Origin of the sequence: Caldalkalibacillus mannanilyticus JCM 10596, assembly GCF_000615945.1 — a bacterium.
Taxonomy (GTDB): Bacteria; Bacillota; Bacilli; order Caldalkalibacillales; family JCM-10596; genus Bacillus_AT; species Bacillus_AT mannanilyticus.
Genome location: NZ_BAMO01000065.1, coordinates 1 through 13244, shown reverse-complemented (window position 1 = coordinate 13244; position 13244 = coordinate 1). Strand labels below are relative to the sequence as shown.

At 39.4% G+C, this 13244-nt stretch carries 10 protein-coding genes and 2 pseudogenes; 4 read left to right on the top strand and 8 right to left on the bottom strand.

Going from position 1 to position 13244, the window contains the following annotated elements; all coding sequences use genetic code 11:
* Positions 1-180: 180 nt before the first annotated feature.
* The 3 genes from motA (at position 181) to JCM10596_RS21935 (ending at position 4190) form a co-directional block, all read left to right on the top strand.
* On the top strand, positions 181-984 hold the full coding sequence (gene motA / locus JCM10596_RS21945) for a flagellar motor stator protein MotA (RefSeq protein WP_025028945.1): 804 nt from the start codon (positions 181-183) through the stop codon (positions 982-984).
* Complete coding sequence (gene motB, locus JCM10596_RS21940) at positions 977-1798, top strand: flagellar motor protein MotB (protein WP_025028944.1); 822 nt, start codon at positions 977-979, stop codon at positions 1796-1798. Before motA ends, motB begins: the two co-directional genes overlap by 8 nt.
* Before the next feature lie 256 nt (positions 1799-2054).
* Positions 2055-4190, top strand: coding sequence for an alpha-amylase family glycosyl hydrolase (locus JCM10596_RS21935; RefSeq protein ID WP_234410610.1), 2136 nt, complete (start codon positions 2055-2057; stop codon positions 4188-4190).
* Positions 4191-4276: 86 nt separating this feature from the next.
* Here the strand turns inward: JCM10596_RS21935 and JCM10596_RS29665 are convergent, their stop codons facing one another.
* Together JCM10596_RS29665 and JCM10596_RS27025 are read right to left on the bottom strand one after the other, a co-directional pair.
* Positions 4277-4435: a hypothetical protein gene (locus tag JCM10596_RS29665; RefSeq protein ID WP_159102387.1), complete on the bottom strand. Its 159-nt coding sequence runs from the start codon at positions 4433-4435 to the stop codon at positions 4277-4279.
* 262 nt (positions 4436-4697) lie between these two features.
* Positions 4698-7045, bottom strand: a pseudogene (locus JCM10596_RS27025) (FdhF/YdeP family oxidoreductase).
* 90 nt (positions 7046-7135) lie between these two features.
* Between JCM10596_RS27025 and fdhD the strand changes: the two are divergent.
* Complete coding sequence (gene fdhD, locus JCM10596_RS21920) at positions 7136-7933, top strand: formate dehydrogenase accessory sulfurtransferase FdhD (RefSeq protein ID WP_025028942.1); 798 nt, start codon at positions 7136-7138, stop codon at positions 7931-7933.
* Here the strand turns inward: fdhD and JCM10596_RS30640 are convergent.
* The 6 genes and pseudogenes from JCM10596_RS30640 to JCM10596_RS31575 form a co-directional block, all read right to left on the bottom strand.
* Positions 7920-8440, bottom strand: a pseudogene (locus JCM10596_RS30640) (copper amine oxidase N-terminal domain-containing protein). The gene fdhD and the pseudogene JCM10596_RS30640 sit on opposite strands and share 14 nt — an antisense overlap.
* Before the next feature lie 343 nt (positions 8441-8783).
* Positions 8784-9464 (bottom strand): M14 family zinc carboxypeptidase, encoded by a 681-nt coding sequence (locus tag JCM10596_RS27015; RefSeq protein ID WP_051541417.1) that lies wholly within the window; start codon positions 9462-9464, stop codon positions 8784-8786.
* A 1041-nt stretch (positions 9465-10505) separates the two neighbouring features.
* A complete protein-coding gene (locus JCM10596_RS21895; protein WP_025028938.1) occupies positions 10506-11036 on the bottom strand; it encodes an SMI1/KNR4 family protein in 531 nt (176 codons plus the stop codon).
* A gap of 24 nt (positions 11037-11060) precedes the next feature.
* A complete protein-coding gene (locus JCM10596_RS21890; protein WP_025028937.1) occupies positions 11061-11927 on the bottom strand; it encodes a phosphotransferase in 867 nt (288 codons plus the stop codon).
* Positions 11928-11948: 21 nt separating this feature from the next.
* Positions 11949-12707, bottom strand: coding sequence for a TSUP family transporter (locus JCM10596_RS21885; protein ID WP_025028936.1), 759 nt, complete (start codon positions 12705-12707; stop codon positions 11949-11951).
* Between the two features lie 284 nt (positions 12708-12991).
* Positions 12992-13051 carry a putative holin-like toxin gene (locus tag JCM10596_RS31575; protein ID WP_369345688.1) on the bottom strand — a complete coding sequence of 20 codons (60 nt, stop codon included), beginning with the start codon at positions 13049-13051 and terminating at the stop codon, positions 12992-12994.
* Positions 13052-13244 lie beyond the last annotated feature (193 nt).

Below are 13244 nucleotides of genomic sequence, written 5' to 3'. Positions count from 1 at the left end.
AATAAATTTAATTAATATTTTTAATTTCCTTCTTGTTTTGGATTCATTTACTGGAAAGATCTATATTCTAGGTTTGATTCCTGGATCGTTAAACATTATCCAATTCGAGCCGATAAAAAAGATAAACACTACGAAAAACAATGAAACTTTAATCTTGATATGGAGTGAGGATGAAGCACTATGGATAAAGCATCGATTATTGGAATCTTTTTAGGACTTATTGCCGTTGTTGTAGGAATGGCAGCCAAAGGAGCTAGCCCTGCCGCTCTGTTAAATTTAGCCGCCATCTTAATTATTTTCGTGGGTACAGCAGCATCCCTTTTTATTGCTTTTCCCATGAGTGAAATTAAGAAGTTTCCAACCTTACTAAAGATCATTTTCAATGAACAATCCCTACCATCTGAAAGATCCCTTATCCCTCTATTTACTGAGTGGGCCGGAATTGCTCGTAAAGAAGGACTCTTAGCACTTGAATCAAAAGTAGATGAAGTAGAAGAGCCTTTCTTAAAGCATGGAATGAAAATGGTAATTGACGGACAACCACCTGAGATGGTTCGCTCTATGATGGAAGAAGAAGTAGCTGCAATGGAAGAACGCCACTTAGCCTCTGCGTTAATCTTCACACAAGCAGGGACCTATGCACCTACACTTGGGGTTCTTGGTGCCGTAATTGGACTAATTGCCGCTTTAGGAAACATGTCAGACATTGATGCTTTAGGAGCTGCGATTGCTGCTGCCTTCGTCGCTACCTTATTAGGTATCTTTTCTGGATACGTACTCTGGCATCCATTCGCCAATAAATTGAAAAGAAAATCAAAAAAAGAGCAGCAGATTAAGCATCTTATCATTGAAGGGGTTCTAGCCATTCAGGAAGGAGTATCAGCAAGAGTGATTGAAGATAAGCTTCTCACTTATATTCCTTCGAAGGAACGTACGCTTGAGCTAGATACACCTGCACAAGAGGGTGAAGAAGTAAATGGCTAAGAAAAAACACCATCATGAGGAACACGTTGATGAGACATGGCTCATTCCTTACGCTGATTTATTAACCTTATTATTAGCTTTGTTTATCGTATTATTTGCTTCTAGCTCAGTTGATGCCAAGAAGTTTGAAGCCCTTGCTTATTCATTAAATACAGCCTTCAAGAGTGGGTCAGGGGTTCTCGATTACCCCAGCCCCGTTCAATCACTAGATCCAACTCAGACTTCTCTTCCACCTGTGGGCGATAAGAGTGTTGATCCTGCCGAAGGAGAAAATGATGTCGACTCAAAAGAGAAAGAGAAAGAAAATGAATTTGATGAAACAATGATGCTGAAAGAACTGAACGACCTGCAAGAATTGAAGCAAAAAATCGATCACTACATTTCAGACAAAAATCTAGCTCTTAGCTTAAAAACAGAATTAACCGAAAGAGGACTTTTAATCACGATCTTAGATAATGCCCTATTTGATTCAGGAAGTGCTGTCATTAAATCAGAAGCTAGGCAGCTAGCCCATGAAATATCGCAGCTCCTCTATACCGACCCGCCTCGTCATGTAGAAATCGGGGGGCATACAGATAATCGTCCTATTAGTACAAGCCAATTCCGAGATAACTGGGATTTAAGCTCGGTACGCTCCTTGAATTTCATGAAAATTTTACTTCAAAATTCGAAGCTGGAGCCTCATCGCTTTAGTGCAACAGGGTATGGTGAATACCGTCCTGTCGCTACAAACCAATCTGCTGAAGGACGAGCTAAAAATCGCAGAGTTGAAGTTCTAATCAAACCAAACTATGCGATCCGTCTTGAACAGTAATAGATAGTCCGCTTTTCACAATACAAAATAAGCAAAAAATACTACTCTTTTTCCTTTTTTTTACTGGACGATTGATTAGAAAATTTTATATAGTATAGATGAGTCCTGCGAACGCTTTCAAAAAAAATATAAGGGCAATGCATTGCTTTAGCAACAACCCCGTGTAATTTTCACATTACATGGGGTTGTTTTTTATTCTTTGCGAAACCGTTTGCATTTCTCGCCAAATAAACTCTTGAGGAGGTTTTAAAAAAGTATGATCAAGCGTCGTCACTCTTTATGGATGTCACTCTTTTTGTCACTAGTCTTAGTCCTTGGAGTCTTTTTACCTGCGGCTCAAGTACAGGGGACGGATGTAAATAACTCCGTCAACTATTCAGCCGATGTGATTTATCAGATTGTCACGGACCGTTTTCATGATGGAAATCCGAGTAATAATCCCACCGGTAACCTATTTAGTGCAAATTGCAGCAATTTCAAAAAATATTGTGGAGGAGATTGGCAAGGCATCATCAATAAGATTCAAGATGGATACCTAACTAATATGGGAGTTACAGCACTCTGGATTTCCCAGCCAGTAGAGAATGTATTTGCTGTCATGAACGATAAGGATGGCTCCACATCCTATCATGGTTATTGGGCAAGGGATTTCAAGAAGCCGAATCCGTTCTTTGGTAATATGAATGATTTTGACAGATTGATTCAAGTAGCTCATGCTCATGGGTTAAAGGTCATTATCGATTTTGCTCCTAATCACACTTCTCCTGCTTCTTCAGATGAACCTAGCTATATGGAGAATGGGAAGCTTTACGACAATGGCACGCTTCTAGGTGGTTACACCAATGATCATAAAAATCTCTTTCAGCATTATGGCGGAACCGATTTCTCTTCTATAGAGGATGGAATCTATCGGAACCTCTATGATCTTGCTGATCTAAATCTTCAGAATCCTCAAGTAGATAAATACCTAAGAGATGCAATTAAACTCTGGCTAGATAAAGGAATCGATGGAATCCGCATGGACGCAGTGAAGCATATGCCATTCGGCTGGCAAAAAACCTTTATGGATACCATCTACAATCATCGTCCTGTCTTCACTTTCGGAGAATGGTTCTTAGGAAAAAATGAAATTGATCCAGCGAATTATGCTTTCGCTAATGAAAGTGGAATGAGTCTGTTAGATTTTGAATATGGTCAAAAAATGATTCAAGTATTACGTGACGGTACAGACAACTGGGTTGGCTTCCATAATATGATCCAACGCACTGAAAGCGCCTATGAGCAAGTCAATGATCAAGTCACGTTCATTGATAACCATGACATGGATCGTTTTACCAAGGTGAATGGAAATACTCGAAATACAGATATGGCATTAGCTGTTCTCTTGACCTCTAGAGGTGTCCCTACCATTTATTATGGAACAGAGCAATATATGACGGGGAATGGAGATCCAGCAAATCGTCAAATGATGACTTCGTTCAATACCAATACGCGTGCATATCAAATTATTCAAGCCTTGGCTCCACTTAGAAAAGCAAATCCTGCTCTTGCTTATGGTACAACTCAGGAGCGTTGGATTAGTCCAGATGTTTATATTTACGAGCGTAAATTTGGTAATAACGTTGCAGTGGTAGCCATTAATAAGAACCTATCTCAAGCAGCCAATATTTCAAGTTTTGTAACTTCCCTTCCAAGCGGAACCTATCAAGATGCTTTAAGTGGATTGCTTAACGGACAAAGCTTAACGGTGAATTCCAGCGGCTCTACTCAGGCGTTTACCCTAAAAGCAGGTGAAGTAGCTGTCTGGCATTACACGCAAGCCTCTTCTTCCACTCCACTCATCGGACATGTAGGTACGATGATGGGTAGAGCAGGTCAAACTGTAACCATTGATGGAGTAGGATTCGGAACGTCTAATGGAACCGTTCGTTTCGGGACAACAGCCGCTCCTATTCTAAGCTGGAATGATAAACAGATCAAAGTAAGAGTTCCTAACATCGCAACTGGAAAATATCATGTTTCGGTCACTCGTTCTAACGGAGTAAAAAGCAATGAGTACAAAAACTTTGAAGTCTTAACAAAACAAGTGTCTGTTCGTTTCATTGTCCATAACGCCCAAACAAATTTGGGTCAAGGTGTCTATATTGTAGGAAGTGTTCCTGAATTAGGAAGCTGGGATCCAGCAAAAGCAGTGGGACCATTCTACAACCAAGTCGTCTTCAAGTATCCTTCTTGGTACATGGATCTCTCTGTTCCTGCAGGACAAACCATTCAATTCAAATACATTAAGAAAGACTCTCAAGGCAATGTGGTCTGGGAGAGTGGAAACAACCATTCCTTCACCACTCCTGCTGATGGTCCAGGAACCGTGGAGAAAAATTGGAGTAATTAAACATAATGAAAGACCTGTTCATTTGCTCCCTCGCATTGAACAGGTCTTTTTTCCTCTTCCCTATGATCAATTCCATATTTCAGTCCCTATTTCCACACCCACACTCCAGTACTATTGACTAACAACTGCTTCTTATCTGTATTACACTCTGGACATTGCTCAGTATAAGAATCAAATAGCTCCACCATTTCATTCTTACAGCACTGACATATTTTACGTGGAATTTCCATCCTTGGTTGTACCATGTTCTTCTCTCCCTTTCCTTGAGATTTCACTTTTGTTTTTTCAGAATTTTTAATTTAAAGCTATTGTACACTAGAATTTGTTATATAACAAGTATTATTTATAATTTTTTATATTAGTACAGAATGTCTAGTGTTCTGCTTTTTTTATATTTTCTTAGATCTATAAAAAAATACATCACTCCTAAGAGTCATGTATTTTTTAGTGTGTGGTTTTTATTCTTGTGATTATTCTGTTTATTATTTAGTTTCTATATTCTTACTTCTATTCAACAGTGGTTTCTAGATCCTCGATTCTTTTCTCCACATATTTTTGATCCTTTTGAGCATGAAAGGTGTCCGCTTTCTCCACGATCACGAGCGTATTAAACTCTGGAATTTTGGCATGCTCTTCATAGACTCCTTTCGGCAACAGGCAGTTCCCTTCTGGCCAATAGACCTCCAAATTCCCCGCTCTTACTTCGGCAAATCTTGCTCTTCCTTGAAAGGTTCCATACTGATTATAGACAACAATCGCTTCTCCATTTCTAATATCTAACGAACGAGCATCCTCTTCATTTAATAAGACATCATATCGTTTGGCAGCATTAAAGGGGTCGGTAGCACTATAAATCATCGAATTAAATTGCTTTCCTCTTCGAGAGGTTACATAAAACTGTCCCTCTGTCCGTCTACATTCTGGAATCTCAATTGGAATCAGGTTCCCTTTCCCATCTGGCGTAGGACACTCCCCACCTTCGCATAACCAAGCTCCTCCCCATTGAAAGACATCGCCTCGGTTTTTCAAGTGTTGGATCCCTTCATAATTTGGATTCATCTGCGCAATCTCATCCCTGATTTCCTGTGCACTTTGAAAATGTATGAGATGCTTCTTCTCAGGAAAGACACGAGCAGCCAAATCAATATAGATTTCCCATTCCGAACGCGCCTCCTCTATTCGAGGTCCAGCGATTTCAGGACTGAAATAAACCATTCTCTCTGTACTCGTCGAAGTGCCTCCACCTGGCTGTTCATAGCGTGTCATCGCTGGAAGAAGAATCACTTCCTCTTTTGCCTCTAATAAGGAAGAGGTATTTAAGATAATGTCTTGATGAACTCTTAGCTCGACCTCTTCTAAACAGGTGCGGACAAAATCTGGGTTGGGCATGGTTTCGAGAAAGTTCCCTCCACTTGTATAAAAGAGCTTAAGCTTCCGTTCATGTTCCTCAGACACCATCGTATTTTCAAGGGTGACACCGATCGAATCTCCCTGCCAATCCGGTACTGGAAAGCCCCATAGCTTTTCAATACGCGCCTTGTTTTTCGGTTCAAAATCTCCTCCCGGAAGAACAAAAGGGTCTGCTCCCATCTCACCAGAGCCTTGAACACCGCTATGCCCACGAATCGGCATCACTCCACAATGCTCTCGTCCTAAAAATCCTCTAAGCAGAGCTAAATTAGCCACTTGGGAAATATTATCTGTAGCAAAACGATGCTGAGTAAGCCCCATGCTCCAGATGAAAATACCCGACGAAGCACCAGCCAATAATTGAGCAAATTCGATCATTCTTTCCCGCGATAAGCCTGCTGATTGCTCCAGCATGTTCCACTCCTGCTTTTGGATATGTTCCCGTAATTCCTCGAAACCATTGGTGTGCTTTTGCACAAAGGACAAGTCGATGGCGGAGCCTGGAGACTCCTCCTCCATCTCAAACCAATGCTTCATCACTCCATTCATAAAAGCAATATCCCCACCTATGTTCACTTGATACACATCATCAACGATTTTCGTACCAAATAGAGCGCTTTCAGTAATGGACGGAATCCAATAATTTTCCATGGCTGGTTCTCGGTAGGGATTGATCATAATAATCTTTGTTCCTGCTTTTTTAGCTGCATACATATATTTTGTCGACACAGGTTGATTATTCGCTGCGACTGAGCCCAGAAGACTAAGACATCTGTCCCGATCCAATCCTTATAGTTACAGCTTGCCGCTCCAATACCTAATGATCTTTTCAGCGCTGTCTTACTAGGGGAATGACAAATACGGGAGGCATTATCAATATTATTGGTCCCTAAGAAACGAGCCACTTTCGCGGCGGTATAGTACACTTCATTGGTAATCCCGCGAGCAGTCAGATAAAAAGCCATCTGTTTTGGGTCTATCTTTTTCATCTTATCAGCTATGCGATCTAAGGCTTCATTCCAGGAAAGTCTAGTAAACTTGTTTTCACCTGGTTTACGAGAAAGAGGATAGGGAATCCTCCCCAGTTTCCTTAGTTCTGTACTATCTAACTTTTTTAACGCTTCTACATCTTCAAAATACTTAGCAGGAATGGCTGGCATGGTATTTAACCGTAAAACATTTAATCGAGTCGTACATAAATGAGGACCTGTTAACGTCTGATCATATAATCCTGAAACCCCCAAGGCACAGCCATCACAAACGCCCTGTGTCAAAATCCGATAAGCATACGGCAGACGATCTCTATTCTCATAAACGGCTTTAAATGTATCTCGTATGTGATGTGGCTTGACCTTGCCAAGTCCCATGGGCATGAATCCTGCCCACAGCGAGGGCTTCCATTTCTTATTTAATTGCATTGGTCCAGTATGTTTGGTTTTACCCATCTTCTTTCCCCCTTGATCTCCTCTCTCTTGACGAGCCTGCGGAGATTTAGTATAGTACAGCGGTTAGAACTTAAAAGGAGTGGTCTATGGATGAAAGAGATCATGTCAGAAAAACGTTCTATTATTAAGTATGATGGAGAATCTCTGATAGAGCTAGAAGAAAATATTGTAACAGAATATCCCCTTACCATTATGTTAAATGGCGATGAATTTGCGACCATTGTCTGTACGCCAACCCATCTTGATGAACTTGTGGTAGGCTTCTTAGCTTCTGAAGGAATGATCCTCGTCTACTCTGATATTAAATCACTTTCTATTGATGATTCAAGAGGTTTTGCTTATGTTGAGCTACATCGCCTGCCGAAGCGAAGCATGGACTTTCACTCCAAACGGTTTATCGGCTCCTGCTGTGGAAAAAGCAGACAGGCCTTCTACTTTCACAACGACGTTCATACAGCCAAAAACATTCGTTCTCACATGACAATTCCTCCACAGACATGCCTTCGTTTAATGGCTTCCATGGAGGAACAGAGTCAGATCTTCAAGCTGACAGGCGGCGTTCACAATGCCGGACTCTGCGACAAAGATACTCTGCTAACAGCAAGAACAGATATTGGGCGTCATAACGCTTTAGATAAATTATATGGCTATTGCCTGATCCAGCGGGTTCCCATTCGAGATAAACTCATTGTTTTCAGCGGAAGAGTTTCCTCTGAAATTCTACTCAAAGTAGCTAAGATCGGCATAGGGCTTATTCTATCCAAATCAGCCCCTACAGAGCTGGCTCTCTCTATTGCAGATGAATTAAATATTACCGTCGTCGGTTTTATTAGAAACAAAACCTGTAACATCTACACCCACCCAGAACGAATTGTTATGGATGAGTAGAAGTCGAAGCTCCTTTCGTTGCAGAGGAATCCTTTTGGTCAGATTCCTCTTGCTGTACTTCCCCTGGTTCAAAGGTTTTTGGGCTTTCTGGTTCTTCTAGATTCTCTGGAGTTTCTGTACCTTCCGTACTCTCTGGTTCAGGCTGAGCCTCAATGAGCGTAATATGAACCGTTTTCGCACTGTTATTCCATAGAATATGTGCTCCAAGAGCCTCACTTACAACACGAAGAGGCACCATTGTTGTTCCTTGGAGCAAAGTGGCAGGTTGATCTAAGATCACTTCCGTCCCATTAATATAGCTTTCTTCACTCCGACTTGAATTTGAATTTTCGCCTGTCCTTTTGTTGCTATCACCGTTCGAGTCGTACCATCCCAGACTACATCTGCTCCTAAAGCTGTGAAAATATCCCGAAGTGGCACAACGGTTCGCCCATTCAACGTCACAGCTGGCTGCCTAAACGATTGTTTCTCACCATTTAACTCAACCTCAACTCGACTCGTTTTCATCATTCTTGTATACCATAATTCGTAGCCTTCCTTCGCCATATGCAGTCCTACTAAGCGGTTTCTTCTCCACTCCTCATCATAAATGCTAAGAGGTGGATTCGTTTCCCCTACATATGGAGCGATCTCTGGCGTAAAGCCCGGTCTGCCAAACTCTTTAATAAACCAATCCTTATATCCCCCTCCTGATGGAGCAGAAGAAGGTTTTATTAGCTGATAACCCGTTAACCTAGCAAGCTGCTCTGCTAACTTTTTATCTCGTTCGATATGTTCAGGTTTATTGAAATAATGCCAAAAAATAATTCGACCAGAAGAATGGTAGGAAAATGTCATTTCAGTATCAATTTCATATGTGAAATCTGCCAAGGCTTTTGCTTCTAGTAGATAAAGCAGAGGAGCCTTTATGATTCATATAATGTGGTTTATCTACATTATTTCTAATCGTATCCCAACCCGCAGGATACTGTCTATTCAGATCCACTCCTTGAGCGTTTGCCTTCCATCTGGCAAAATTAGACCCTCCATTATTCATCGCGATGAGCTTCTTATGATCTTCTTTGGGAAAGGCTTTTAACCCTGATTGCTGTAAGGTCACTCCATCTGGATTAACCATAGGCACAAACCAAATCGAACCATGATCTAAAATACTCTGAACATTATATCCACTGATTTCTTGTTTGTTTTTATACGCTTGTGCATACTGATCCAGCATATCCATCAGAAGATTGGTGGTTAACCACTCCCTTGCATGATGAGAGCCGTTAAAAAAAACATTAGGTGTTCCATTCCCTAGCTTGACCGCCCAAATCTCTCTACCATAGGGAGTTTGTCCTATGGATTTGACCTCTATTAAATCAGGATATTGCTGTGCTAATCTCTCGATGTCCTTCGTCATCATTTCATAGGTGTAGACTTGCTTCGGATTGACAATCCGCTTGTTTTGAGCCAACGCCTCCATTCCTACTTGCTGCCAAAGAAACACCAGAAGCGCTACACTGATGACGAAACTTTTTGCTATTCTTTTCATTAAACCGTGATTCCCCTCTCTAAGATGACCCATATCTACCAAAAAAAAAATAAACATAGGTAAATAAGACTATCAATCTGCATGCATATATACCTATTATTTCGGTAGTCTACCTCTACTTTTTTACTGCAACTTTTTAATTTTAGCCTTTTTTGATCATCAATGTCTATCTTTGGTTGTAGTGAAAGGATTAGATAGGGGCAAAAAAAAGAAACCTTGAAAGGCATCTCCCATCAAGATTTCTAGAATGAGCTACATAGGGCTTTGTTTTCATTAACCTTCCTTGTCAACCTTAACATACAAATAGGCGAAAATAGCAAGTAAAACTAACGTTACAGGAAAAATGATGTATGTATCTGTTTCAATACTTACCTTACTTTTTAACGTGAAATTATATATAAAGAATAGGATTCCAACAAGCGCAATTAATAGTTGATATGTTCTTTTATTTGAGAACATTTCCTCCCATCCACCTTTCTACTTGAAACAGTCCTTTTGCAAGGCAATAACATTGTTTATGACAAACTATAAATGTAACTCATGAAAATAGCGGTTTTAGCAAGAGCAGCATAAAGGTTACTATCCATAATGCTGCCAAACCCAAAAATACACCAACCCAGTTATCGTTCCTAAATAGTATATTATTTCGAAAAAAATATTTTATCCAGTTAAATAAAGCTAATGATGCAGATACACTTATTAAAATAACAAATAGAATATGGTCTAATTTAGAATAGATTACCATATTCGGTATATATGAGAGATTAAAACGGTAGTATTGAAAAATAACAAGTGTCAAAATAATAAATATTGCATCAAAAACGTAATAAGTAGGATTTTTGGTAACGGTTTTTAATACAACATAGTTTATAGGAACTATTAATAGTGAAAGAATAATACTAAGTACCAACACATAAAACAAAAATAATAATCCAATCATTTCTTTTTATCCTTTATTGAAAAGAAAAAAGACATCCTGATATCTCCTTTTATTCCTATAATGTGTGTAACTTTATTTCACATGCCTAATACTAAATACTTTTAGATAAATACTGAATCATCTACTAAGCCCTTTATGAAGGTTTCAAAGTCCTTCGCTACAAATGTAATTTTATAATCTAATTCCTGATCCACATGAACCACTTCTGGTTCCCCATCTCTACCGCATTTACGATAATCAAGCATAATGACATCATGTCCAGCAGATGGGCAATCGCAAATCACGACTCCAATAGCAGGATATCCCCATTCATCAAGCATGAATTGACTACCCAATTCACCACATAATGAATAAGTTTTCTTTCTCCCAATACCCATAATCCCTGATATTGCTACATGATCCTCTGACCATGAAGTTGGGCTTTGCGTTGGATAACATGTTTTAAGTGGAATACCACCATTATGTAATTTCATCAGTTCTATATAAGCAGCTGGCAACTTGTAGCCTAGCTCTTTCTCAATAGATTGAATCAATTCATCTGAAGGAGCTTCTTCAATATAATTTTGACGTGCATACTCTCCCTCATCCCAAAAATTAGAGAAATCAAAGTCTACAAAATATTTCTTTTTCATAAAAGTACCCCTTCTTCTTTCTGTTTAATGAGTAGATTGCAAAAGTTCTTTCCAATAATTCCATGCTAGTAAATACTCCGGTAGATCATCGGGGTGATTCTTCGTGCAAATTGCAATTCGACAATACAATTGTACGACCACTTCCTCAATAAGCCTCGTTTGATCTATTTGATTATGCCGCAGAAATTTATACCCCTCTAATAACGTTTCCATATTCAAATCATCAGAAGAAGAGCAAAACGCATAGATGAAATCATATATAACAGGACCAACCATAGGGAATGGATCAATAACTCCCACGAGAGCATTCTGATCAAAAACAAAGTTATGAACCCCATTATCCCCATGCAAGAAATATCTATCTTGTTTTCCAGTATGACTAAATAGTTTATCTATTAACTTTCTAACTAGATGGTAGTCACTATCTAATAGAATCCCCTCAACACTACTCCTTTTTTCATCTACATTAGTAATATTGAACTCATGCCATGATTTTTGTGGCGACTCTAATCCTCCCCAAAAATCATTTTGGTCATATACAACATACTGATTTAATAATTCTCTAACCAAATTCACAAGCCAGCTCTTCTTCAATCCACGATGACCATGGGTGGTTCCTTTCATATAGGAGTAAACAAGATAACTCCTCTCAGAATCAAAAAATAATACATCTGGTAATATATCGATATCATGATAGGTTCGTAAAAATTGGGCAACGCAGCTTAATTGTTCATGATGATCTTGTTTCAAGACATATGTATTCTGATCATCTGATAATACATACACACAACCATCTGTTGTTCCACTCATCCTTTTTACTTTTAGCCTGTTACTATGTAGGATCTCCCTTATGTGAAGTTCATTCAGGATATTCTGGACATTATTGTTCATTTTCTTCTCCTTGGATTAACGTTAGAAGAAATTCTTCCACATAATTTGCAATGCCATGATAAAACATACGGTAATAACAATAGGTCTTATTAAAGAGGCCCCTTTTTCTAAGACCATCTTCGCACCAATAAATGCACCTAGAATTTGACCCAGCATCATAACTATACCAATGAACCAAGCAATGTGTCCGAAGAATACAAAGTAAAGAAGAGCAGCGATATTACTAATAAAATTCAACACTTTTGCATGGGCGGTCGCTTTAGGAGCTCCAAAGCCACATAAAGCGATAAAGGACAATGCCATGATACTCCCAGTGCCAGGACCAAAAAATCCATCATAGAAACCAAGAAGCGGAGCAACAGTCAAGGCGAAAACCGATAATTTCATTCTAGCTTGTCGGTCTTTATTTTCTACCTTAGGTGAAAACAAAAAATAAAGTCCTATCACTATGAGGAGAAAAGGTAAAATCATAATCAGGTTTTCAGCATCAATTTGCAGAAGCAGCCATCCACCGAGCACAGCTCCTACAAAAGTCATGATAACAGACATTGTAATGGTTCGACGATCAATAGCTCCCTTTTTCAAAAAATACAATGTAGCAACCAAAGTCCCACTACTTCCTTGCAGCTTATTCGTTGCGAGAGCCGTTGCTGGAGGGAGCCCCGCCAACAACATGGCTGGTATGGTTAGTAAGCCACCGCCGCCTGCAATGGTATCAACCCAGCCTGCAACGATCGCCACCACCAGCAATAATAAGATAATTTCTATACTAAATTCCATTAGAGACTTCCTCCAGGACATTTATTTTATTTTTGCAGTCTGCTTGTCACAATTAACCCATTTATTCCGTTAAGGAACTAATACTTCCTTTTCATATTATAAATCGTGTTGTAAAGTGGGTTTATAAATATATATTCTGCATAAACTTATAAAGACCGAAGATGTTGTTAGCATCTACGGTCTATGGATTGCCTCAAAGCGATCAATAATAGGATTTGTGACGATGTAAGACCTCCGAAGCTTCCAGGCTCAAGGGAGGTCTACTTCTTTTTTAAGTAGGAAAGTTAAGGAAGGATGAGCATACCGAACATAAGCATCAAAACTAAAGCATCCTTCACTTCTATGGCGTCACCTCCTTTCTAGGAGATGAACCAACCACCCTTGAGAACCGATTCTATTGCATACATATTGTACCATAAGACTGCGTGAGAACATATGATTTTATCTGTTTTTCTTTTCTATCTACATTTTCCCTTAGGCTAAATAATAATAAAAAAAGTTGGAGAGTATGTCACACTGACATACTCTCCAACTTTT